This window comes from Paenibacillus sp. RC73 (genome assembly GCF_044908085.1).
GTDB classification, from domain to species: domain Bacteria; phylum Bacillota; class Bacilli; order Paenibacillales; family Paenibacillaceae; genus Paenibacillus; species Paenibacillus terrae_A.
Map to the genome: position 1 here is coordinate 22,683 of NZ_JBIYCV010000003.1, position 24,353 is coordinate 47,035.

Here is a 24,353-nt window from a genome sequence, read left to right on the forward strand (position 1 = left end):
GATTCAAATGAATTTTGAAAGTCGGGTATTGCCAGAATTAAGGCCGATATTAGCACAATTTCCTGGTTTTCAACTGGAGGAAAATTTAGAACTGAGCAGAAGCTATTTGTCGAGTCCTCCCATTGAGAAGTCGGAGCACGTACATACGACAAGCCGGATGATTCCAAGCGTAGCAGGCGAAATATTGGTCAAAATCTACGAACCTGCCCAGCGCACTAACGCTAAGCTTCCGGCCATGCTGTGGGTTCACGGGGGAGGCTATGTGATGGGGCATCCTGATATGGACGGCTTTGTGCGAACGCTTCGTGCAGGCGGCTAAATGCGTCGTCGTATCGGTCGATTATCGACTTGCTCCCGAGCACCCCTACCCAGCTGCCATCGATGACTGTTATGCCGGCTTGACGTGGATGACGGGCGAAGCTGAGCTGCTGGGCATCGACTTGGATCGGATCGCGATTGCCGGTGCAAGCGGGGGCGGCGGTTTGACCGCAGCGCTTGCTTTAATGGTTCGCGACAAAGGCGGGCCAGCCCTCGTCTTCCAAATGCCGCTGTATCCGATGATCGACGACCGCAATATTACGGCGTCAAGCCATGAAATTACGGCCGATAATGCAACATGGAACCGGACGAACAATTTGGCGGCCTGGAACATGTACTTGGGCGATCGTACCGAAGATAACGAGGTGTCCCCACATGCGGTCCCGTCGAGAGCGGAAAGCTTGGCGGGGCTACCGCCGACCTATACGTGCGTAGGCCAGCTCGATCTGTTCCGAGATGAGACGATCGAATATGTGGCACGTCTTGCTCAAGCGGGTGTAGACGTCGAATTTCATCTGTATCCCGGCACATTCCACAGCTTTGAAGGGATGGTTCCGCAAGCGGAAGTAAGCCAGCGCGCCAGCCAAAGTTATGTGGACGCCATTGCAAGAGCGCTTAATCCTTAAATAATCCAGGGGCTGTCTCCAAAGGTCTGAAACGACTTGGGAGATAGCTCCTTTGTAATACACAGTTCAGGATTTTTGCAAATTCCTCAGTTATCAAAGATGGTAGGGAATGAAAGGCACCTTTTCCGTAGAAAATTAATACAATGGAGCATGAAGCATGACATTAGCCCAGAAAGGTGAGTGATTATGGACGGAACGATCCTTAATTTCTATGCCAGCGGCAATACGGCTGAAGGATTTGCTAACCTGTATAATTCGTCACTTCAAGGATTAACACGTTTGTTTGTCTTAAAAGGAGGCCCTGGAACGGGGAAATCAAGGCTTATTCGAGAAATTGGAGAGCATATGGCACAGCAAGGCTATGAGATATGGATTCTCCATTGCGCAGCGGATAACGATTCGTTGGACGGAGTAATTATACCCAAGTTAAAAGCAGGAATCGTGGATGGAACGGCACCACATGTCATTGAGCCCGAACTGCCTGAGACAGTCATCGTACACGTGGATGTAGAGCAGGCAGCCGATAGGCTTCAGTTGAATCTGCAGAAGCAAGAAATCGACAGCTTGACCGAACAGATCACGCAAGCACATAACCAAGCCTATTCCGGCTTTGCCGAAGCACTTCGTATTCACGACGAATGGGAAACCATATATATAGCCAGCATGAATTTCCAATTAGCTGATGAACTGACCCAGGAGTATATTGAACTCCTCTATGGTGATCGGAAACTGGAGAGAGTAAGTCGGGTAGACCGTCGTTTTCTAGGTGCGACTACGCCGAAGGGGGCTGTTGATTACGTCCCTAATTTGACCGCGGGCTTAAAGAGGTATCTGGTTAAAGGCCGCGCCGGATCCGGTAAATCTACTCTGTTAAAGAAATTAGCGGCTGAAGGAATACAACGTGGCTTTGATATCGAAATCTACCATTGTGGCTTCGATCCGAACAGTCTCGATATGATTATCGTGCGAGAGCTTGGGTTTGCTATTTTCGACAGCACGGCACCGCATGAGTACGAGCCCGTCCACGCCACCGATGAAATCGTTGATATGTATTCGCGATGTATACAGACCGGCACAGATGAAGCGCATTCGGATGCTATTGCCGACATTAAAGAGCGATACTCTAAAGCCATGAAGCAATCCATACAGCATCTGACACAAGCTAAGTCCTTACGGGATGAGTTAAAGGAAATCTATGCGGCGACGATGGATGTCCACCTTGTAGATCAGATAAGATCCCGGATAGAACAGGAAATTAGGGAATATTTGGTATCTGTGAGCAGGAACAACTGACCTCGTTAATTAAAATGGCTAGAGGAAAGGTGCGTCTATAGCGCCTTTCTCCTAGCCCTCTTTTATACCGTGTAGTCTCTACTTATTTCCCTTGCGTACCTTTAACAGTTTACCTTTTACGGTCGTATTCTTCATAATCTCCATTACAAGTGGACCCTTACCATTCAAAATCTCAACATCGGTTACATGATCAAGAATCGTAATGATCCCGATATCGTCTGCGGTTACCCCGTCAAGCTTAGCAATGGTTCCAACAAAGTCTACGGCTCTAAGTTTCTTTTTTTTGCCACCATTAAAATTCAACTTCATAATCTGTTGGTTTAATTGCTCGCGCTTGTCTTTTTTAAGTACAGTTCTGACATGTAGCTTCTGTTCAAAATCTTCTCTACGGCGATCAACAGCCTCTTCTGAGGGAGCCTTTACTTTCGGAATCGCGAATCCAATGTATGCTTCAATATCGGCTAATCGTCTGTCATCCTTAGGCGTAACTAAGGTAATGGCTTTCCCCGTCTTGCCTGCACGTCCCGTACGTCCTGTACGATGAACATAGCTTTCCTTCTCAAGGGGAATATCATAGTTAATGACATGGGTGATATTCGTGATATCAATACCTCTAGCAGCTACATCAGTCGCAATCAAGTAACGAAATTGTCCCCTTCTGAACGCATTCATCACCTCGAAACGCTCCTCCTGCTCCATCCCCCCATGAATACGATCACACGGATACTCCAGATCAGCCAAGGCTCTGAATAGTTTATCTACATTTTCCTGCGTACGGCAGAAAATAATGCAGCTCTCAGGATTCTCAACAATGAGCAGATTTTGAAGTAATACCAACTTGTCCGCCTCCGCCACCTGAATCAAAGAGTGATCAATTGTAGCTGTAGTTATACCGGCTGCTTTTATTTCAATTTCAACAGGATCGTTCATATACTTGTGTGACAGTCTGGCTACATCCTCAGGAAAAGTAGCGGAGAATAACATCGTAACCCGGTCACTAGGCAGGGCCTGAATGATCGACTGAACTTGCTCGATAAAGCCCATATTCAGCATTTCATCAGCCTCATCAATAACGAGATAGGCCATCCGATCTAACGATAGCGTGCCTCGTTCAATATGGTCCAGTACACGTCCTGGCGTACCTACAGCCATATGTGTTCTTTGTTTTAACTCGGCCTTTTGAATATGAAAAGGATGTTTCCCATAAAGGGGCGTTGCTTTTATCCGCTTAAAGCGTCCAATATTCGTGATGTCTTCGGTGACCTGTAGCGCGAGTTCACGGGTTGGCGTCAGGATTAAAGCTTGGGGCTTATTTTCATTCCAATCTACTAGCTCACAGAGTGGAATACCATATGATGCTGTTTTGCCGCTACCTGTTTGTGATTTGGCAACAAGATCCTTCTTCTCAAGCGCAACTGGAATGACTTTCGTCTGAACTTCTGTTGGCGTCTCATAGCCTAGACTATCCAGCGCTCTCACGATTTCTTCACTTAATGGATAATCTGAAAAATGCTTCTGACTCATTTTCAACCTCTTCTGCGCTGTATTTGGAATACCTATACGTATAGAATGTCATCGTGCATCTAACTTATACTTATATAGTATACTCTATATCCAGATTCACTCTAATACATATCGAATATTCCCCAATCTTGTCGTTACAGACTGCAAAAGCAATTTTTCGCTTAGATTTAATTGAAACGATGTATAGCAAAGGATTGCAGATGTTTGGCTGTCCCGCAATGATGTAAAGTTTTTTGGGTTAAGTCTTTATTTTCACACGTAGCAGAAAATAACCACTCATTATTATAATTGGGAATGTAAGCGTTTTATTTCTTTGAAGATATTAAACCTAATACGTGTAAGGAGGAGATTTGATGTTGAGGCTTAAAGCAGGCAAGTTGGTGAGCAGTTTGGCGTTGGCAGGTGTGTTGTTATCGTCTGTTCTGGTGAATCAGGCTGATGCTGGTCTGGCGAAGGGAAGCAAATTCCTCGGGAATGTCATTGCCGGCAGTGTCCCTCCTAGTTACGGAACGTACTGGAATCAGGTGACGCCGGAGAATTCAACCAAGTGGGGCTCGGTTGAAGGCAGCCGTAACAATATGAACTGGTCGCAGGCGGATACCGCCTACAATTATGCCCGTAATAATGGCTTCCCATTCAAGTTTCACACCCTGGTATGGGGCGCCCAGGAGCCAGGATGGATTGGCGGATTGTCGGCTGCTGATCAGAAGGTGGAAGTGACGCAGTGGATTCAAGCTGCCGGTCAGCGCTATCCGAATGCGGCGTTTGTAGATGTGGTGAATGAGCCACTGCATCAGAAGTCGTCCTTCCGCAATGCCATTGGTGGTGACGGGTCGACCGGATGGGATTGGGTAATATGGTCGTTCCAACAGGCCAGACAAGCTTTTCCGAATGCCAAGCTACTTATAAATGAATATGGAATTATCAACGATCCTTCATTAACCGACCAATACGTCAATATTATTAATCAGCTCAAGAGTAGAGGCTTAATTGACGGAATTGGAATTCAATGCCACCAGTTCAGTATGGACACCGTCTCAGTTAACACGATGAACACTGTACTGAACAAGCTATCGGCAACAGGATTGCCAATCTATGTGTCGGAGCTGGATATGACTGGCGACGACAACACCCAGCTTGCCAGATACAAGGAGAAATTCCCGGTATTATGGCAGCATTCCGCGGTGAAGGGAGTTACGCTCTGGGGATACATCCAGGGGCAAACCTGGATATCGAATACACATCTGCTGAACTCGAACGGTTCGGAACGTCCCGCGCTCCAATGGCTGAGACAATATCTGGGCAGCTAGTCCAATGGCGATGCAAAAAAACAGATGTGGGACTTTTGCTGAGCATCTGGGATGGGGGAGACGTTTACTTGACTAAGTCTTTTGTAGAATGCTTTGAGCGACTTTAAAGCTTAAGCCTTGGGTGAAATGATGTGCTCCCAAGGCTTTTTTCTTTTTAACCTATATGTACGAATACATAGAGCAAACTTGGCTATTACTAAATGCAAAATTTTAATCTACTTGAAATAAAACCGTCTGGACGGTATGATAAAATGGGTGGTGATAAAAATGAATACAACTAAAACAGCATTAAAAAAAGAATTAATTCTTAAAGCGGCTTCCATAATTGTACACGAAGAAGGAGTAGAAAAATTAACTTTAGAAGCGGTTGCCAAGAAGGCGGGAATAAGTAAGGGAGGATTACTTTATCATTTTCCGAATAAAGATGAATTGATTCTGGGCATGGTCGAGCAACTGTCGAGCAGCTTTGTAACCGAATTTAATGAGAGAGCAGAAAGTGATATGCATTCTAAAGGAAGATGGACTCGCGCTTATATGAATTCATCATTTTCTGGAGATCGGGACGTAAGTGACCTGTATACAGCTCTCTCTGCCGCTCATTTTACTAACCCTCAAATGCTAAAACTACTTCAGGACGAGTATGCTAATATCCAAAATAAAATCGAAAACGATGAATTGGATCCGATTCGTTCTACAATGGTCCGATTAGTTATAGACGGTTTGTGGTTTGCGGAAATGTTCGGGTTAGCTCCTCCGAATGAAGAACTACGGAAGAAAATTACGGAGGAATTAAAGACATATATAAAGGAGCATTTTGCATAAATCCCATAAGCGTTGGGAATCGAATGATGCAAAATGCTGAAAGGAGAATGAATAATGGCCTATCTTTTCTTGGTAATCTCTATTATTGGTGAGCTTATTGGAACTTCAATGCTTAAAGCTTCAGAAGGCTTTACCAGACTGTACCCGACTTTATTTACATTTGTCGCGTTTTTTATTTCCTTCTTTTTTCTCTCTTTGGTTCTCAAAACGCTCCCTTTAAATATGACTTATGCAATCTGGTCAGGTGTAGGAGCTGTTGCTACAACGCTTATTTCAGTATTGATTTGGAAAGAAAAAATCAATACAGGAAGTATCGTAGGCATTTCTTTAATTGTTATTGGCGTGGTGGTGCTGAACCTGTTTGGTGCAGGACATGGTGAGGCAAAAGGTACAACAGAAACAGTTAGCTCAATCGTTCAAAAGTGAGATAAAATATATAGTGGTCCAAGTAGAACATATGCAAACCAGTCTTTTTTTGAAGGGTATTCAAAGTCCAGATTCCTGAAAGGGGATATGGGCTTTTTGTATGTGCAAATGCACAATCAATTTCGTCCGTTCTTCAATATTTTTCACCCTCCGTAATCGATATAATGAAAGCGTAATCAAAAATTGCCCGGGGGGTTAGGCAGATGGAAGGGTTGACGATTAGTTGGATAGGAGCTCTGGCAGGGCTGGCTATTGCGATTATTCTGATATTAAGAAAGCTGAATCCGGTTTACGCTTTGTTTTTGGGAGCCATTGTAGGCGCTTTATTGGGCGGAGCCAATTTAGAGCAGACCATTAGTGTGTTGATTAGCGGTACGCAAAGTGTGATGGGGACGGTCATTCGTGTGCTCGCCGCAGGGGTATTGGCAGGTGTGATGATGGAGTCCGGGGCGGCGGAGACGATTGCGCAGGCTATTGTAAAAAAGTTCGGCGGTAGCAAAGCAATTCTTGCACTAGCCTTGGCAACGATGATTATTACGGCGGTAGGCGTATTTATTCCGGTCGCAGTGCTGATCGTGGCACCTATTGCGTTGTCGGTCGGGAACAAAATGGGGATTTCCAAGCTGGCGCTCCTGCTGGCCTTATCGGGAGGCGGAAAGGCGGGTAACATCATCTCACCGAATCCCAATACGATTGCGGCGGCACGTGGATTCAATCTGGATTTAAGCCATGTTATGCTGGCAGGTGTGGTTCCTGCGATATGTGGTTTAATCGTGACCGTTCTGGTTGCGTCTATGTTGAAAACCAAAGGTGTGAAGGTATCCGACCAGGATACGATGGACAGTGATGTCGATACTTCGAAGTACCCGGCGCTGGGACGGGCAATTGTAGCTCCGTTGGTAGCTGTTATTTTGCTGATGATTAATCCGATTGGTTCCATTTCCGGTATTGAAGCGCTGTCGAGTTTCAAGGTGGACGCGATGTACATTTTGCCGATTGCCGGGATTGTGGGTATGCTGGCAATGGGGCAAGGACGCAATATTTTAAAATATTCGGCCTCCGGTTTGAATAAAATGACGGCGACCGTGCTGATTTTGATCGGTGCAGGCGGGATTGCGGGTCTGATCTCTGCTTCCAACTTGTCTACTCAGGTGGTTGGCTTGATTGAAGCCTCGGGAGTTTCTGGCACATTTTTGGCACCGCTTGCAGGTATTCTGATGGCGGCTGCCACAGCGTCGACCTCAACGGGAGTTATTTTGGCGACAGGCTCGTTTGGGGAAGCTATTCTGAACATGGGGACGGCCCCGTTGGCCGCAGCTGTGATGGTGCATACAGGGGCTACGGTCATCGACTCCTTGCCACAAGGCAACTATTTTCACGTCACGGCAGACAGCATGAAAATGAGTATTAAACAACGGATGGGACTCATCCCTTATGAAGCTATTGTGGGTGGAACGATGACGATTGTGGCGACATTGATATATGGATTTTTACTTTAACATTGATGATGAGGTGAGAAGATGAGAGAGAAGACATTTGTGCTGGCACCGGATTCCTTTAAAGAAAGTATGACAGCCAAAGAAGTGTGTATCGCGATGGAAAAAGGACTGCGCAAGGTCTATCCGGCCGCAAATTATGTCCACGTCCCTATGGCGGACGGCGGTGAAGGAACGGTACAGTCATTGGTGGATGCGACAGGCGGGCAGATTCGTTATATCGAGGTGACCGGACCGCTTGGAGAACCTGTAACTGCTGCATACGGCTTGCTGGGAGACGGCACCACTGCAGCAATTGAGATGGCATCCGCCAGCGGAATTCATCTGGTCAATAAGGATAACAAAAATCCGCTAAAGACAACAACTTACGGTACGGGTGAGCTAATCCGTGAGTGTCTGAATCAGGGGATTCGAAAGATTATTATTGGTATTGGTGGAAGCGCGACGAATGACGGCGGTACAGGAATGGCGGAAGCGCTGGGTGCCAGATTTCTTGATGCAAAAGGGAACACTCTTCCACGCGGCGGGGGCAGTCTGGGAGAACTGGCCAGTATTAATATTTCATCTCTGGATGACCGCTTGCAGCAGGTACAATTGATTGTAGCCTGCGATGTGACGAATCCGTTGTGCGGAGCGCATGGAGCATCTCATGTATTCGGTCCGCAAAAAGGGGCAACACCGGAGATGGCGCAGCAATTGGATGCCAATCTTGCTCATTACGCGGAGGTGGTGAAGCGACAGCTGGGCAAGGATGTGCGCGATCTTCCTGGCGCGGGAGCAGCAGGTGGATTGGGTGCGGGACTGTTGATTTTTACTCAGGCAGCGCTGCAAAAAGGCATTGAAATTGTGATCGAATACACCGGGTTAAAGCAAAAGCTGGCGAAGGCGGATATCGTTTTTACGGGGGAAGGCGGCATTGATTTTCAGACCAAATTCGGGAAAACTCCATATGGGGTAGCTCAGGCTGCCAAACAATCCGGCAAAAAGGTCATTGCAGTCGCTGGCTATATCGGGGAAGGGATCGATACGTTGTACAAGGAAGGAATAGATGCGGTGTTCGGCATCGTGCCGGGAGCCTCGGAGCTGGATAAGCTGTTGGTAGAAGGGCCGCAAAACGTAGAGCGTACGTGTGAGAATATCGCAAGGGTGCTTCAATTCGGCGAGAAATGAACAATCGATAAGCGAGGTAACATAAAACGGCATAATACAAATACGATATAATACGAGTGCTCGCCTGCAATCCCGATCTTAGCCAAAGGAGATTGGCTGAGAAATTCGGGAGTGACGGCGAGCGGAAATATGTTATTTTTACCGAAAAATGATCTGGCATAATACAGCAGTTCATTGATACAGTGCCAATAAGCCGTGCGTAAGCTCAAAAAGTTGAAGGAGATTTCGGGGATCTTTACCCGTTAAGGTATGGATGCGCTTCAGGCGGTATTGCAGCGTGTTCCGGTGAATATTTAATTCGTCTGCGGTGAGGGACACACTGCCGTTATGGTTAATAAAGCTTCGCAGCGTATCCAGCAAATCCACGGTGTCTTCCAGTTTAGTGACCAGATGGATCGTGTTCGTCAGGTTAGATTGGCTCAGTTTGACCCAAAATTCGACTTCTGCAAAAGAGATTATCTGCACGGGCGGGCGCAGAGCCAGTAAAACATTCATGGCTGACTTGGCCTGCAAATAACAATCCGCAATGTTATGCTCTTGTCTGCTGACGGCAATCAGCACATGGGGGTGGCTACGCACAAGCGGCTCCAGCAGCTTGTCTGTCACCTCCTGATTTTGCATCAGGATGAGATAGCTGTTCTCCTCCATACGAAAGGACGGATGCTGCATGAATATATTGGACAGTTCGGCTAAATTAGCCGGGTCGTCAGGAAGATACTTTACATATACCGCCGAAGTTTTTAGAAGCAAATCAATGTGATATTGAGTCGCTTCTTTTTTTATTTTTAGGGTATAGGCTCCCTGATGATTCAACAGCATTTCCAGCACGGATTTTTTACGGTTAGCTTCGTGGGCCAGATGCTCCAGAGAGATTCGCTGCTCGATCAGGAGCGATACCGTGGTTTTGACGATATTGCAAAAAGGCCGCACTTCATCGGGATTGCCCGTAATGCCAATAACACCGACTCGTTCATGATGAATGACGATGGGCTCATTGGTCCCCTTTTTCTCATAGTGGCCGTCCTGCCATACTTCAATCATTTTCCCGGTTTCGAGCGCATGAACAGCTCCTTGGTGAACAGTTCCAACCCGTTCGCTTTCGCCGCTGCCAATGATGATGCCTCGTTCATTCATAATATTGATATTGTATGGAATATCCTTCATCATTTTGTCTACGATGTCTTGGGCTTGTTTTTCGGAGAGCTGGAACAGTCTGCGATTCCTCCTTTATCTATAGTGATATAGTATATTTTAATACACTACCTTTATGAAAGGGTTTCCAATTTATTGTGCATCTGAACAATATGATAAGGCAGGTCGCTGAACATGTCAGTCAATTTTATCATAGATGTGAAATTGCAGCGTATTATGATAATCCATTAGACGATGTTATATATTTTAGTATTGAGTTGTAATCTACGGAGGAGAGTATAGTTGTAGGCAAAAGTATAACCGTGCCCACAAAAAGGACATTTTGAAAAAAAGATGACCCGCTTGTGGGCCTTTTGTGTTTTAATCAGAATATTAGAAGAATACGATATGGGGATTTAATCAGAAAATCTTTGTCTTGATATGCTGATGTACCTATTGGTCGAAATTATTTGATGAAATGAGCCTTTAATATTTAAATGGGGGAATAAATAAGTATGTCAGAACAACATAGTATTAATATTCCAGCACATCATAATATATACACAGGTAAGTCTAATCGAGAACTACGAATTGACTTTTCTATCCCACAAAATGGAGTTAATGAAAACACGGGATTGATTATTTTCGTCCCTGGGTTCGGCGGTAATATTGATTCTAAAGTTTACATGAAAATGAGGGAACTATTTGCTGACAAATACAATATGGTAACGATTCAGTGTAATTATTTTGGTAGTTCATATATGCAATCATCAGTAAACTACAAGTTTAAAAATCCTCAGATTTTACGAAGTGTACTTACGATAGATGAAATGGAGAGAATAAATAAAGACTCTTCTATTTTACTAAATATATTGTCTGAAAAAAATATTCTAGTTTCTGTGATTGCTGATATAGATGAAAGCATAGAGGAATTTAATGATATGAGTTATATGCAGGCAGTAGATATTATCAGCGCTGTAGAGTCGGTTAAAATCATACTAAATGGAAATGGTTTAACATTTAAGTCCAATAGAATTATTGGATACGGACACTCTCATGGGGCATACCTATTACACTTAAGCAATAGGTTAGCACCTACTTTGTTTTCATATTTGATAGACAACTCGGCTTGGATAGAGCCGGCATATTTATCCGATATTAGAGTTTTATATAAGACTATGGGAAATTCAACGTTTGTTTATGAATTTGACTATTTTGCGAAGAAAATAGTGCGAAATAAGCAAGACTTAAACTTAGAGACGCTTTATAAAGATTTTAATGGAAATACGCAGGTTTTATCTTTTCAAGGAGATGAGGATAATTTAGTTAACCATGTAGAAAAAAAACGTATTGTAGAGACTATCAATAATTCAGATTTTATACTTGTTAAAAAGGAAGATGTAGATCATATAAAATATAAATCGAATGGTCATGGTTTAGATGCAGATTTTTTAGAGCTTTTCTCCTATGCATTAGAATTAGAACGCCCAACAAAAGAAACCTTAAAAAAAGATTTGAAATATATAGTCGATTTTGAAAGTGTATTTATAGAAGTTGATTATGCGCACGGATTACCAATATTTAATTTTAATTTTAAGTGAAACGTCAACCTCATTCAGTACTTATCGCACCTGCTCAGTTTCCCATGTGATTTTTAAAGTTTAGTTTATATATCAGGTAACAAGCACCAAAAAGCAGGCTGCTCTTAAGGAGTAACCTGCTTTTTCTGTCTTACCCTTTTTATTGCCAGCCACGCAGTCTAATGATGAACCTCGCGGAAGCTATAGGTAATGTCGTGCAGTTCTTTCTTTAAACGGCCGTCTTTAGACGCTGGTGCATATCCAAGCACCTGGTAGTAATTCTTTTCGGTCTTAATAATCGCTACATGGGTGACATATTTGTCCACATCTTTCTTGCCTTTAATCGTGAACTCAAGGGCAGGATATCCATGAATGGTTGTGTTAGAGACAGGTCCTACACTGGACAGGTTCCACTCTTTGGTTAAGTTATTTTCAGCTTTCTTACCATACTGTTGAAGAGTTATATTGCCCAATTGCTTTTTTGAGTGGGATAGTACCACAACGGACTTTTGAATGTACGGATTGAATATCGCAATCCCTGCTTTTCCTTCACGGTCCGGGTCTGTTGACCAGTCCAGTGGGGCCGTGATTTGAAACCGTCCATCTTTACTTACATAGCTTTGCTCTTTCTTGCTCACCAGGGCTTCAGGAGGCACATAGCTATTTGCCAGTATAAAAATAGCATTTACAAACGAGGCTCCCAAGATCACCATTGCGGTAAAAAATATAAATAGCGAACGTTTCATTGTCTTTTTGCTAATCGACTCTAAATCCCGTACCTTTACAACATATGTACCTGCAGCTAAATCACCAATTCGTTGTCTTGATGCAGTCACTAACACGCTGATACCAGCAGGTATCCCACCCATTAGCAACGGATTGGTGTCTATTAGCCTGAGCAGCGTACGAATGAGTGATTTAAGAAAACCAGGAGGCTTTCCTTCCCCGTTAACCACCTTAATACGAAAAACGAACTTACCAAGCGTATAGCCTGTGTAACCTTCCAAAAGCAAATAATAGCTGAAGAAAGCAATAAGGAGAATACAACGGGATGCAATCGCTAAAGGCAAAAACCATCTATCCGTTATTTGAATGACAGAAATAAAAAAACAAATATACCCGAATAAAAAAAATATGAAATCAAAAACCGTTGCTCCCCACCGTCTATACAGAGTAGAATTCCCGTACGTTTTTGATATTTCGGCCATCCTGTTGGTGTCTGCCCCATAATTTTGACCATGCCGAATGTACATCTGTCTTGCAGTTTCCTGCGGATTGTGTGATACGTGCTGTTCGTCCAAAAAATACACCTCTTCTTAATAATTAAAAACATACTCCTTATATTAACGGTCATTTTACAATCCATGTTTAGGAAAACATTCTATAAACAAAGAAATCACTATAAATATCCCTTCCTCTCATTTACTCTATAATTGGAAGAAGAAAGTAACGATAGACTCAGGAAGCATAGGTATGCAAGAAAAACTGGCAAAAGTGAACAAGGCGGCAAGAGGTGAGAATGTGAAAGGTGAGTTTCCGGTTATAACGACCGAACGTCTCTTATTACGAAAAATGGTAGTGACGGACAGCAAGGACATGTTGGAATACTTTTCAGATGAGCAGGTTATGAAGTTTTATGGACTGAGCCCGTTTGAGTCTGAACAGGATGCACTGGATGAGATCAGTTGGTATGATCGGATTTTTGAGACAGATCAGGGAATCCGCTGGGCTATTCAAACAAATGAAGGTAAAATCATCGGTTCTTGCGGATTTCATAACTGGGATCAACGTCATCACCGGGCAGAAATGGGCTATGAATTGTCCAGAGCCTATTGGGGCCAAGGGTTAATGTCGGAGGTACTTGCAGCTGTAATCGACTATGGGTTTAATACCCTCTCATTGAACCGCATTCAGGCGCTAGTAGAGCCAGAGAATGCACAATCCTTGCGTTTGCTTGAAAAGACGGGCTTTCGGCAAGAAGGGCTCCTCTCCCAATATGAATTTACGTCCGGGAAATATGATGATCTTTACATGTGCGCATTGGTCAAATCAGAGTATATCAATCGTTCTCAGAAATGATAGATGTAGGTGGATCAAGCGGGGGAGCATGGATAGGAAGAAGGTTGGTCATTGTACAACATGATCGACCTTCTTTTTGATTTAAATGTGGTGAACCATTATCGTTGAAGCGGCATACACATTTCATATTGCTCAATGGGGTCTTTCGAGAGACCTATTTTTTGGATAAAGCCTTCAAGAGAGTCATTGTCGGACAGACAAATGTACACCTTCTCAATCTTTTGGATCTCTGCTGCTCTATGAAGGAGGGCGCATCCTAATCCTTGGTTGCGATGCTTAGGATCGGACCCAAAGAAAGTTGATTTTACCCTGAGCACTCATGCTCACCATGCCGAGGCGGTTAAACACCCTAATTCAGGACAATACACCTCTTATTCGATATCAGATGTAGAATTTCGTTAATTTGCTTTGTTTCTCGCCGCCCTGCACCTGGTTTATCTTATACACAAGATGGTGAGCCAATCAGTGATGAGCAGATTTGTGAATGGATCATGGAGTTCTTAGCAGGCGAAGGCGCGAACTACGGCTATCGTAAACTGACCGTGCTTTTAAGCCGCCGCCATCAACTGAAAATTAACAAGAAGAAAGTTTACCGTCTATGCAAGCGGATGGATGTGCTTCGTCCACAGCGGAAACTCAAGATTAAATTCTCTGGCCCATCGCAATACCATCTTTGGATCAAGCTCATGTTGTCTTGCTATAGCGGTCATGTTGCCGATTTCCTTCCCCTTGGCAACCATCATCTTCTTGAAATTTAGATCATACTGTTTCTTCTTCATTTCGTTCCCCTCCGCCTCAATATTATTGTATCGGAGTAAGGGGTGTACTGTCCAAGTTCAAATAGGGGCTAAATAGACACCAAAAAAAGAGCGGGCTATCTTTTCGATAACCTGCTCTTTTTCTTGATTTTTAGCCTTGCGCCATACTTAATGACATTGGCTTAATGGCACGCCTTTTTATGCACCTATTGTCATTGAATAGTCCTTCATGTTGAACGAACAATCGTTAAGCATTATTACATGATACATATTTCGAGTGGTATCCGGCGAGTCTAGCGGCCATGATGCACCCGCGCAGAAGCACTAACTGAATCTCGGTCAGATCACCAGCACGCGTTTGGCTATGCGCGTGGCGGCTGTGACTTTGTTGTTACGCGCCGCTATTTGAACTTGACGAGATCCTGGAAGATCAGTTCAGCCCAGGTATTGCCCCTGGCCTGGACGAGCGAGCCGCCATCCTTGAGCGGTCCTAGCGCAATCGGCGCGAAACCGAGTTGTTCGGCCAGAACCGCGACCGGCGCCACCGCATTTTCGTCGTCGCTTGACAAAAACACGACGCGGCTGCCGCCATTCACGCTCGGATCAGCGGCCAGAACGGCAGCGGGCAGATGGTTAAAGCCCTTTACGAACCTGGCGCCGGTAAACGCTTTGGCGACAACTGCGGACGACGGCTGACCATCCAGGTCTTCAACGGGAGCATTTGTATTTGTCGCGTCGATGATCGTCTTGCCCTGCCAGGTTGTGATCTGCTTCGCGACTTCGCGATGTTCCCAAAACGGAATCGCCAGGAAGATCGTGTCGGACGCGATTGCATCCTGCAGCGTCCTAGGGACAACGGTGGGGCCGATCGCTCGTGCCTGCTGTATCAACGTCACGGGAGGGCGCCGGCTGGCGACGGTCACATCGATGTTCTTTCTTGCAAATGCTCGGGCGAGTGCTTGGCCTACCGCGCCAAAGCCAATAATCGAATAGCTCATGTTAACTCTCCATTCAGGGGACGTTTTGATCAACCACGGACCCATGTTAATTGGTAACCGGGCGTGAGGGACCGTTGCCCGCGATGCGCCACGCGAGACAATACCCGCTGGACAATCACCGAAATAAATCCCGCTTATTAATCAGGATTCCATACTTATCGACACAACTCGGATCATCTTCGTCAAGTTGACAGACCCCCCACACGCTTTTCGGCGTGATCTCAGATGGCTGATAAGCCGCCGTCGACAGACAAATCCACCCCATTCACGAAGCTCGAATCGTCTGAAGCAAGAAACAGCGCGGCCGTCGCAATTTCCTCAGGACGGCCCATCTTTCCCCGCGGGATCAGGGATTCGAACATCCGCTTCGTCTCCTCGTCGATAGCTTGGTCCTGCATCGGTGTGGCGATCGGCCCCGGGCTCAGCACGTTCACCCGGATATTCCTGCCCTTCAGTTCGTTGAGCCAAGTGCGTGCGAATGAGCGCAACGCCGCCTTGCTCGCCGCATACACGCCGAAACCAGGAAAACCTTTCACCGAAGTAACTGACCCGGTCATGATGATCGATCCGCCATCGTTGAACAGCGGCAACGCCTTCTGGACCGCAAACAGCGTTCCGCGCGTATTCAGGCCGAAGGTCGCATCGAAGTGCTGCTCGCTAATCTCGCCCAGTGGGCCGGCTTCGCCCGTGCCAGCGCTCGCGAATAGGACATCGATCTTGCCCTTTTCCCGCTTTACTGTATCGAACAGGCGGTCGAGGTCGTCGAGATTGGCCGAGTCGCCGCGCACGCCGGTCACGTTCCGGCCAATCAGCTTGACGGCCTCGTCGAGCGCCTCCTGCCTCCGGCCCGTGATGAAAACATAGGCGCCTTCTTCAACGAACCGCATGGCGCTCGCCAGCGCCATGCCGCTCGATCCACCCGTGATGACTGCAACCTTACCTTCAAGTTTTCCCATGACTTCTTTCCCCTTTCGTGATGTCCGACAGTGTCTCGGTTCCCATTTGCACAAATGTGCTGTATCTTGTGGATCACTGATTCAGATACAGGTTCATCATATATGGATCAGTGATCCATTGTCAAGGCGATTTATGCGAGACGACGCCATAAAAAATTAAATCCAATTTGATTATAGTTCCCTTTCGGAACATTAGCAATAATATTTGATAGAATGTTTCCAAAAGGAACATTTATAATGTAATATATTAATAGGGGTGATTTAGGTGGCTACATTCGCCGAGAGATTTAAAATGCTTCGTGAAGAGCGAGGATGGACGCAGGAGCAAGCTGCAGAACGATTGAAAATATCTAGATCTACCATAGCTGGATACGAGTCTGACAAAAAAGGCAGAACACCAAGGAAGGAAACGATCGATAAGATTGCCACTCTTTTTGGGGTTTCTATAGACTTTTTATTAGGTCGCATTAACGAAGAATACAGCGGCCAGTACTCAGATTCTAGAAAATATTTCCGAGCGAGCGCTGTCACGGGCGAAGCCGGCCCACTGGGCGAGATTACCGAGCAGCCATTGTCAAGGCGATTTATGCGAGCCGACGCCAGAAAAAATTACAGCCATCTACTTGCAGTCGCGCGTGACGTCGTCACCGAGCATGGTGCCGACGCGTCCATGCGAGATATCGCCCGCCGGGCCGACGTCGGGTTGGCCACACTGCTTCGCCATTTCCCGACGCGAGAAGCCTTGTTCGAAGCGTTGCTGCGTATGAATGTGGACGCACTGATGCAGCAGGCAGCCGAACTCGAAACGTCGAATCCACCTGACGAAGCGCTGGTGTCCTGGTTTCGCGAAGGGGTGGCATTCGTTCATAGCTATAGCGGCGTTTGCGCCTTGTTGGCGAGCGCCCACGCGGACCCGGACTCCGCGCTTCACGCTTCAAGCTCAGCGGTGCGGTCAGCGGGCGCGCGACTACTGCTCCGCGCTCAGGCCGAGGGAACTGCGCGCGCCGATATGGATGGGGTCGACCTGTTCGCCCTGATGTCGGCGCTCGGCTGGCTCGTCGGCCAGCCCGGATTCGCGCCACGGGGGGATCATCTCTTTCACGTTATTACGAGCGCCATCCTGATAAATCGGCCTAGCAACGGTGTCAAGAAGGCAACGTGTTGAATCAGATTTGCCGACGCATACTTTCCTACCAGGGAAGCCCCGGGGATTCGAACCAGACGGCGGAAAGCTGACTGGAGCCGACACTCGAAGGTCATTACCGCACTCGATCGATTGGCCGCTCCTGGCCGACACCGGAAGCTCGCCTTCACATCGGGGGCGAAAGTCGGCTCAGCATGTCGCCTAGGCTAAACTGTTGCGTAACAGTTACACTGGATTACATTTCTGTCGGAAACTTGCGAAGCCCGCCCATAGCCGCTGTCGGACCCGGACGGGACATTGGCGCGCGCGACACAAGGCGCGGGATTGCGTTGTGACGGAGCCTCACCTAACGTACAGCAAGCGAGAGCGCTCCGATTCTGCATAGATAGCTCGCGCCAGCATTTGTGCCCTGCCGACTTCAGGAGAAAATGATGCGTGGCCTGGTGATGGGAATCGCTATCATCTCAGCGAGCTGGCCGTTTATAAAGGCTCTCGCTCAGGATGACTCGGACATGCCTAAGGAGAGATGGGGAAAGACGGAAGACGGTCACAGCCGAATCACCGCGCGGCAGAGAAACTCAGAAATCGGACTTCGCGACAATTGTGGCCCCTCCTGGTTTCGCCATCGCTATGGACAGGCTGGACAGGACAATACACCTCTTATTCGATATCAGATGTAGAATTTCGTTAATTTGCTTTGTTTTTCGCCCGAATTGACGTTCTTCTCCACACTTCGGGGGAGACCCGCAATCAAAAGTCAGGCTCGGTTAGATTTCGATAAAGTTCTAAATTGCCCTTCTCTAGGGCATCGCGTTGCTCTTTAAGGTGTTGAATCTCTTCACGCAGACGTTCGATGGTTGCTTCCATCTCGTCGATTCCGTCTTGTAGTTGTTGGCTGTACTCGTTCATGCGTGTTGCTCCTTTCTTTACTTATAGCGGCTTAAGATTAAACCTTAATCTGCTTTGGCTTCACAGTGCCTTGTTTCACCGCTTCCATATATTCATACGGGGACAAATCGTAAATGCTGCCGTGGATGCGGATACGATTATAATCTTGTATAAACTGACTTACGACTTCATAGGCCTGTGGATATGTTTCAAACTCATGCCGCTGATAGCACTCCGCCTCTATGATCGAATGATACGATTCGATATGCGCGTTTTTATTCGGCGTTTTTGGCGGGATGCGCTCGTGAATCATGACAAACTCGTTACAAGCTTCCTCAAACAGGTTGCTAATAAATTGCGGACCGTTGTCCGAACGAATGACAGGCTTTTCTGCCTTGTCAAAGAGCTGACGTTTCATCAGTGCTTCCTGCATGATCTGAACGAGATGCTTCGCTTCGCACGTCAATCCAATGTGATAAGTAACTACGGCGCGATCAAACACATCTAAGATGCTCATAAGGAAGAAGAACCGTTGCTCGCCTTGGACCCATCCATACTTAATGTCAGTCTCCCACAGTTGATTAGAGGCCGTTATGGCGCGATTGTTGGCAAGTCGCTTGGGATGCTTAATCTTGAGTTTCCGCTGTGGACGAAGCACATCCATCCGCTTGCATAGACGGTAAACTTTCTTCTTGTTAATTTTCAGTTGATGGCGGCGGCTTAAAAGCACGGTCAGTTTACGATAGCCGTAGTTCGCGCCTTCGCCTGCTAAGAACTCCATGATCCATTCACAAATCTGCTCATCACTGATTGGCTCACCATCTTGTGTATAAGATAAACCAGGTGCAGGGCGACCGGCCCTGTGGATTGTTTCTTGGGCTTGCTCTGGCCTATTCACGTATGCATAATACGTTGAGCGTTCTACCTCTAGCACACGCAGTACAAAGCTGATGCTATGCCCTCGTGTAATATACTTCTGGGCGATTTCTATTTTATCCGCAAGTACGGGTTCGTTTTTTTAGTAGGTCTTTGAGAATATCCCTCTCTAAGGCTTGCTCTGCAAAGAGCTTCTTAAGTTTCTCATTCTCTTTCACAAGCTCTGCATAATCTTCTGAAGTCGGTACAAATTTCGCTTGCTTAATACTAGAACCATCCAGTGTATCTAGATCCTTACGATTTAATTCTCTGGCCCATCGCAATACCATCTTTGGATCAAGCTCATGTTGTCTTGATATAGCGGTCATGTTGCCGATTTCCTTCCCCTTGGCAACCACCATCTTCTTGAAATTTAGATCATACTGTTTCTTCTTCATTTCGTTCCCCTCCGCCTCAATATTATTGTATCGGAGTAAGGGGTGTACTGTCCAAGTTCAAATAGGGGCTAAATAGGAGGCACGTTTGATTCACTTCGTAGATGCCAAGAAAAGCTTCCTGTGTACTGGTGGCGTAATAAGGTGTGTCACTTTGCCAATGGATGTGACAGTCGGTGAGGGTCTTACGAAAAGCTGCGACGTCATCAAATGTAACTTCCTTAAGAATATACGAAGATGAGGGGGCAGCGGCTGGGGTGGAGGGCAGAGTGCCGTTGTAGTATTTCAGCGTATAGCGTGCCTGGTAGCCTTGCTTTTCATATAATTTGACTGCCCGATGATTATCCTTGATGACTTCGAGCCATAGCTGCTGGCAGTCCGCGGAGATGCCTGTTTGTTTATGTAATTCCAGCAACTTGTTGCTAATCCCCTGACCACGATAAGCCGGAGCGATGCATAGCGTGCCGCAACGCATGGTCTTGTACCCGTCGAACTGCCGGACACCGCCGAGAATTAAGCCGATCGGTTGATCCTCATCCATGGCAAGGAAAGAGTGATTCCGTTTATTACCCTCTGGACCAAAAAAACGTGCTGCGAAATCGTCCTGATCCGTGGTCAGGCGAATGGAATAATCCGAGAACCCAAGCGAAAATGCTTGAAAAATGTGTTCCATGCTGACGTCATTGCATCTCATATAGGTGATCACCGTTATTCCCCCCTAGAAATTCATGCTATATTTGGATTATAGGGAATTAAGGGGGCTCCATCAATCTCCCACTGAAAATGAAAATAACCCCTTAAAAAAGGGGATTGGTGCTGGGTGTTGTAGGGGTGCAATTCGTGTCGCCAAGATCGGGATTTGCAGAGATGTCACGATAATGGTTGAGCTTATATTCAATAATTTTTTGGGTTTCCATAAGTCTGGAAATTTCTTGTTGAATCTTCTGATTATGTTTTTCAAGTAAGGAGTCGCTTCTGGCAGCTACAACGAAGGAAGAAGTATATCAATTGCTGGATCAGGTGCATTAATTCAATGCGCTAAGAACTTGAATCAAAGAAGAGAGACTCCCGAAGTTTCAGTCGGGAGCCTCTTTTTTGAGAAGGTCATTGCGTGAGTCAGCGGCGTTCACCGCGTGACATGAGCATGATGCCCAGAAATACAAAGCCTGCACCAGCTAGATGAGCAAATGAGAAGGATTCACGGAGGATGATATAGGACAGCAGCAGTGTGCTGACGGGAATACAACCCGTGTATACAGCTGCTGTACTAGCCGGTACTCTTGACACGCCCCGAAACCATAATACGTAGGCTAATGCTGTGACAAAGATACCATAATATAAGACTAGCCCAATCTCCCCTGCACCAACGTGGTTAAAGTTGAACTGTTGGGCCTCCCCAAAGGAACAAGCCAGAAACATGAAGAATGAAAAGAGTGTTATATACATGGTTCCAAGCAGGGAAGAGACATGGCTGGATAGCATCTTGCGTAACACTGTCAGTGCCGCTTCTCCAAACACAGCAGACAGAACAAGCAGCAGGCCAATGAACGAGGTTGCGTTGGGAGCATTGAACCAGAGCGCCGATATGTGAGGTACTTGCAGTGCCAAAACACCGAGCAGTGAACAGGCGATCCCGAGACCGGGGCGTAGCGTAATCTTTTCTCTCAGCAGTACATACGAAAGAAGTGCAACGATAGCTGGGGTCAAGCTTGTTAAAATTCCACTTTCGGAAGCAGAGGCGTAGGCCAGCCCGTACAGCATTAGGACGCGGAAGAGAAACATGCCGATCAGAGCCTGAATGAACAGGATTAATGCATCCCGTTTGCTGATCCTTAGTGAATATTTCTTGATGAATACAATGGGTATCAAGAACAGAAGGGCAACGGCCAGACTGGCAGATTGCGATAAAAAAACAGGCAGCCGCATCACGACCAGTTTACCGACTACCACAGAACTGCCAACAATGGAGGTTGCGATCACTAATTCCATGTAAGTCGAAAAGGTTGGTTTGTTCATTTCATCTCACCTCTTGTACAGATATTGATATATACTGTACCAATAGAAACTGGGCACTTGTAGATCCAGTTGAAGAGGTTTTTGACAGTACCGCTTGAGGGGGCAGCCTATGTGGGTATCTATCGATAAGAATGTGACAGTTCCGATGCTGCGTCAGGTGTATCAAGCGATACGGGACCGTATTTTAGCCGGAGAACTGCAAGCAGGATATAAACTTCCTTCGACCCGGGTGCTGGCCTTACAGTTGAACGTTTCCCGGAATGTTATTCTCGAAGCTTATGAAATGCTGCTAGCCGAAGGCTTAGCCATTGCGCGCCCGGGTTCAGGTACCTATGTAGCCGAGGGGGCCGTTCTTCCAGGTTATGTATCCGCACCGCCTATCGAGGCGTCTGTGTCTGCAATGGATACTCCATATTCAAATGAGGTGTCGGTAATTTCCTTCCGGACAGGCCTCCCCGCATTGGAATTATTTCCGCGCAAATCATGGGCCGACTTGCTTCAGAGCGTATGCAAAGAGGCTCCTGATCTGGCACTGGGTTATGGCGACCCTGCTGGAGAGCCTGAGTTACGAAGGGAGCTGGCCGACTATTTGGTTCACACCAGGGGAGTGAAAGCCAGACCGGAACATATTGTAATCACTAGCGGAGCAGTACAAGCGATTCAGCTTGTCACCCGTCTGTTGCTGTCAGTTGGGGACGAAGCTCTGGTAGAGGAACCGACAAATGAAGATTTAAAAAGCATTCTGTCGGCTACAGGGGCCACACTGCGGAGCATGCCTGTTGATGATTCGGGAGTTATAACAGCCGATCTGCCGCAAAAGAAACACCCCAAGCTGGCATATCTTACACCCTCGCACCAGTTCCCGCTGGGAGGTATCTTGCCGATCCAAAGGCGGATCGAGCTTATCCAGTATGCAGCCCGGACAGGATGCCTTCTGCTCGAAGATGATTATGACAGTGAGTTCCGGTATGATGGGGCGCCTGTCCACTCCTTGCAGAGTCTGGACCCAGACCGGGTGCTATATGTCGGGACGTTTAGCAAAATTTTGTTCCCCGCACTGCGGATCGGCTATATTGTTCTTCCCCCATCACGAGTCGCTGATTTTATCCGTTTAAAGCAACTGGCGGATTACCAGACGGCGAGCCTGGAGCAAATTGTGTTGAGTCGATATATCAGGAAGCGACTCCTGCATAAGCATGTACATAAGATGAAAAAAGTGTACGCCAAGCGTCGTCAGGTCCTGCTTGATAGCCTGGAGCAGCATTTTACAGGGCAATACCGGGTATGTGGCCGATCGGCTGGTTTACATTTGGTAGCAGAGTTTCAGTTCCCACTCCGAGAGAATTTGCTGAAATGTCTCCGTAGTGAAAATGTATTTGCGGCACAGCTAGAAGGGAACCGGCTGCTAATGGGCTACGGGCATCTAAAGGAAAACGAAATTCGTGAAGGGGTTAGCAGGATTAGGAATGCCCTGCAACGGTAGTACACGCAAAAGCAGCCTATCCTTAAGTGAGGATAGGATGCCCTTTTCATAGCAAGATATCGTGTTCCATGATCACTATTCATACGAGGTTTGAGCAATGTAATTGCTACATAAAGTCAAAAAAATAACGGATTACATGAAAAAAGACGGGCGAGGTGTAGGTCAAACTATCGACCCGGCTTAAGTAGCTTTTTTTCAAAGCATCGAACTTGTCATCATCGCCGATTAATAAATCCCGCTTCAGCACGGAAACCGTTAAGCTGCCGAAGAAACCGCTCAAGCTGATCAGCATGCCGAAAATAATTCCAAATTTCAGGTCAAATGGCGTCAGGTAGGGATAGATCAGATACGAAGCTCCTATCGTCACGATAAACGCGAATGCAAAGCCTTCCCAAGTTAAATTCGGGTTGGAGGTTGGGACGACTTTCCGCTTACCGAAATAGAGAGATGCCAGATAGTGTGCAACATCATTGAGTTGTGTCAATACCACTAGAAAAAGTACGAGTTTCGCCCCGTATTGCGGTGTAGCGAATTGAAAGTAGGCAAGTGACTAAGCCCGAAAACCATCAGCATAAGCCCCCACTGGGTTGAGCTGACACTGCGCAGAAAACCGACCGTTCCTTTGTTAATCAATCGCGGGAGCGGCAGGAGCAAGAATACATAAATAGGGATAAAGACAATAAACATCCCGTACCACCCGATATAAATCCAATAAAACTGCACAGGAATCGCCAAGTACGCCCACAAAAAAAGTCTGCGATCGGCTTTTCTGGATTTGATCATGGAGAAATATTCTTTCAGCGCAAAGAAAGTGAGTGCTATCAGGGAAAGCAGTGAAACAATCGGATTAAAAAGAGTTGCCAAGCAAAAGATAAAGAACATGCCCCACCAGGTTTTGATGCGAAGTCCGATGGCTGCATAGTCTTTGTTGGGCTGTGTTTTGACGATCACAACATAAATCAATTGGATAGCCAATAAGGCTGTGAAAATAAGGATTAACGTTAATAGCGAGCTGTCCATTGCCA

General features: G+C 46.4%; 22 protein-coding genes and 3 pseudogenes. 13 read left to right on the plus strand and 12 right to left on the minus strand.

The annotated features are described in order from the left end of the window. The first annotated feature begins 7 nt into the window (after positions 1-7). Together ABH897_RS06990 and ABH897_RS06995 are read left to right on the plus strand one after the other, a co-directional pair. A pseudogene (locus tag ABH897_RS06990) lies at positions 8-944 on the plus strand (alpha/beta hydrolase). Between the two features lie 186 nt (positions 945-1,130). After that, positions 1,131-2,237, plus strand: a complete 1,107-nt coding sequence (locus tag ABH897_RS06995) for a PRK06851 family protein (RefSeq protein ID WP_404581012.1) — start codon at positions 1,131-1,133, stop codon at positions 2,235-2,237. A gap of 78 nt (positions 2,238-2,315) precedes the next feature. Here the strand turns inward: ABH897_RS06995 and ABH897_RS07000 are convergent, their stop codons facing one another. Beyond that, positions 2,316-3,761: a DEAD/DEAH box helicase gene (locus tag ABH897_RS07000; protein WP_404580131.1), complete on the minus strand. Its 1,446-nt coding sequence runs from the start codon at positions 3,759-3,761 to the stop codon at positions 2,316-2,318. Positions 3,762-4,114: 353 nt separating this feature from the next. Between ABH897_RS07000 and ABH897_RS07005 the strand changes: the two genes are divergently transcribed. From ABH897_RS07005 to ABH897_RS07025, 5 genes are all read left to right on the plus strand, one after another. After that, positions 4,115-5,071, plus strand: a complete 957-nt coding sequence (locus ABH897_RS07005; RefSeq protein WP_404591473.1) for an endo-1,4-beta-xylanase — start codon at positions 4,115-4,117, stop codon at positions 5,069-5,071. Between the two features lie 267 nt (positions 5,072-5,338). Further along, entirely contained in the window at positions 5,339-5,893 is a 555-nt protein-coding gene (locus ABH897_RS07010; protein WP_283653943.1) for a TetR/AcrR family transcriptional regulator, read from the plus strand. Positions 5,894-5,947: 54 nt separating this feature from the next. Beyond that, complete coding sequence (locus ABH897_RS07015; RefSeq protein ID WP_283653942.1) at positions 5,948-6,319, plus strand: DMT family transporter; 372 nt, start codon at positions 5,948-5,950, stop codon at positions 6,317-6,319. Positions 6,320-6,522: 203 nt separating this feature from the next. Beyond that, the gene (locus ABH897_RS07020) at positions 6,523-7,818 is read left to right on the plus strand and encodes a GntP family permease (RefSeq protein WP_404581011.1); all 1,296 of its coding nucleotides are present in this window, start codon (positions 6,523-6,525) and stop codon (positions 7,816-7,818) included. A 21-nt stretch (positions 7,819-7,839) separates the two neighbouring features. After that, the gene (locus tag ABH897_RS07025; RefSeq protein ID WP_283653940.1) at positions 7,840-8,985 is read left to right on the plus strand and encodes a glycerate kinase family protein; all 1,146 of its coding nucleotides are present in this window, start codon (positions 7,840-7,842) and stop codon (positions 8,983-8,985) included. A gap of 171 nt (positions 8,986-9,156) precedes the next feature. Here ABH897_RS07025 and ABH897_RS07030 read toward each other — a convergent pair whose 3' ends face one another. After that, positions 9,157-10,152, minus strand: a complete 996-nt coding sequence (locus ABH897_RS07030; RefSeq protein ID WP_283653939.1) for a CdaR family transcriptional regulator — start codon at positions 10,150-10,152, stop codon at positions 9,157-9,159. Positions 10,153-10,631: 479 nt separating this feature from the next. Here ABH897_RS07030 and ABH897_RS07035 point away from each other — a divergent pair, with 479 nt between their 5' ends. Next, positions 10,632-11,717 carry a DUF2920 family protein gene (locus tag ABH897_RS07035; protein WP_283653938.1) on the plus strand — a complete coding sequence of 362 codons (1,086 nt, stop codon included), beginning with the start codon at positions 10,632-10,634 and terminating at the stop codon, positions 11,715-11,717. Positions 11,718-11,875: 158 nt separating this feature from the next. Here the strand turns inward: ABH897_RS07035 and ABH897_RS07040 are convergent, their stop codons facing one another. Further along, positions 11,876-12,997 (minus strand): RDD family protein, encoded by a 1,122-nt coding sequence (locus ABH897_RS07040; protein ID WP_404580132.1) that lies wholly within the window; start codon positions 12,995-12,997, stop codon positions 11,876-11,878. Between the two features lie 220 nt (positions 12,998-13,217). Between ABH897_RS07040 and ABH897_RS07045 the strand changes: the two genes are divergently transcribed. Together ABH897_RS07045 and ABH897_RS07050 are read left to right on the plus strand one after the other, a co-directional pair. After that, positions 13,218-13,775: a GNAT family N-acetyltransferase gene (locus ABH897_RS07045; RefSeq protein ID WP_283656354.1), complete on the plus strand. Its 558-nt coding sequence runs from the start codon at positions 13,218-13,220 to the stop codon at positions 13,773-13,775. 419 nt (positions 13,776-14,194) lie between these two features. Further along, positions 14,195-14,416 (plus strand): annotated as a pseudogene (locus ABH897_RS07050) (helix-turn-helix domain-containing protein); the annotation flags it as partial. On the opposite strand, the gene ABH897_RS07055 reads toward ABH897_RS07050, so the two are convergent. The 3 genes from ABH897_RS07055 to ABH897_RS07065 all read right to left on the minus strand — a co-directional run bounded on the left by ABH897_RS07055 (position 14,372) and on the right by ABH897_RS07065 (position 16,487). After that, entirely contained in the window at positions 14,372-14,554 is a 183-nt protein-coding gene (locus ABH897_RS07055; RefSeq protein ID WP_283652673.1) for a hypothetical protein, read from the minus strand. The pseudogene ABH897_RS07050 and the gene ABH897_RS07055 overlap by 45 nt on opposite strands. Positions 14,555-14,934: 380 nt before the next feature. Continuing rightward, positions 14,935-15,531 carry an NADPH-dependent F420 reductase gene (locus ABH897_RS07060; protein ID WP_283653936.1) on the minus strand — a complete coding sequence of 199 codons (597 nt, stop codon included), beginning with the start codon at positions 15,529-15,531 and terminating at the stop codon, positions 14,935-14,937. Positions 15,532-15,752: 221 nt separating this feature from the next. Then, the gene (locus ABH897_RS07065) at positions 15,753-16,487 is read right to left on the minus strand and encodes an SDR family NAD(P)-dependent oxidoreductase (RefSeq protein ID WP_209942310.1); all 735 of its coding nucleotides are present in this window, start codon (positions 16,485-16,487) and stop codon (positions 15,753-15,755) included. 265 nt (positions 16,488-16,752) lie between these two features. On the opposite strand from ABH897_RS07065, the gene ABH897_RS07070 reads away from it, so the two are divergent. Beyond that, positions 16,753-17,652: an SbtR family transcriptional regulator gene (locus ABH897_RS07070; protein ID WP_283652675.1), complete on the plus strand. Its 900-nt coding sequence runs from the start codon at positions 16,753-16,755 to the stop codon at positions 17,650-17,652. A gap of 491 nt (positions 17,653-18,143) precedes the next feature. Then, complete coding sequence (locus tag ABH897_RS07075) at positions 18,144-18,311, plus strand: hypothetical protein (protein ID WP_283652676.1); 168 nt, start codon at positions 18,144-18,146, stop codon at positions 18,309-18,311. A gap of 70 nt (positions 18,312-18,381) precedes the next feature. On the opposite strand, the gene ABH897_RS07080 is transcribed toward ABH897_RS07075, so the two are convergent. From ABH897_RS07080 to ABH897_RS07100, 5 genes are all read right to left on the minus strand, one after another. Beyond that, positions 18,382-18,540 (minus strand): hypothetical protein, encoded by a 159-nt coding sequence (locus ABH897_RS07080; protein WP_014279385.1) that lies wholly within the window; start codon positions 18,538-18,540, stop codon positions 18,382-18,384. Positions 18,541-18,577: 37 nt separating this feature from the next. Continuing rightward, entirely contained in the window at positions 18,578-19,510 is a 933-nt protein-coding gene (locus ABH897_RS07085) for an IS3 family transposase (RefSeq protein ID WP_404591768.1), read from the minus strand. Position 19,511: 1 nt separating this feature from the next. Beyond that, positions 19,512-19,832 carry a hypothetical protein gene (locus ABH897_RS07090; protein ID WP_283653935.1) on the minus strand — a complete coding sequence of 107 codons (321 nt, stop codon included), beginning with the start codon at positions 19,830-19,832 and terminating at the stop codon, positions 19,512-19,514. A 22-nt stretch (positions 19,833-19,854) separates the two neighbouring features. Continuing rightward, positions 19,855-20,535 carry a GNAT family N-acetyltransferase gene (locus tag ABH897_RS07095; protein WP_283653934.1) on the minus strand — a complete coding sequence of 227 codons (681 nt, stop codon included), beginning with the start codon at positions 20,533-20,535 and terminating at the stop codon, positions 19,855-19,857. Positions 20,536-20,945: 410 nt separating this feature from the next. After that, on the minus strand, positions 20,946-21,845 hold the full coding sequence (locus tag ABH897_RS07100) for a DMT family transporter (RefSeq protein WP_283653933.1): 900 nt from the start codon (positions 21,843-21,845) through the stop codon (positions 20,946-20,948). 109 nt (positions 21,846-21,954) lie between these two features. On the opposite strand from ABH897_RS07100, the gene pdxR reads away from it, so the two are divergent. Beyond that, positions 21,955-23,328, plus strand: a complete 1,374-nt coding sequence (pdxR, locus tag ABH897_RS07105; RefSeq protein WP_404591475.1) for a MocR-like pyridoxine biosynthesis transcription factor PdxR — start codon at positions 21,955-21,957, stop codon at positions 23,326-23,328. A 106-nt stretch (positions 23,329-23,434) separates the two neighbouring features. Here the strand turns inward: pdxR and ABH897_RS07110 are convergent. Continuing rightward, positions 23,435-24,348 (minus strand): annotated as a pseudogene (locus ABH897_RS07110) (phosphatidate cytidylyltransferase). Positions 24,349-24,353 lie beyond the last annotated feature (5 nt).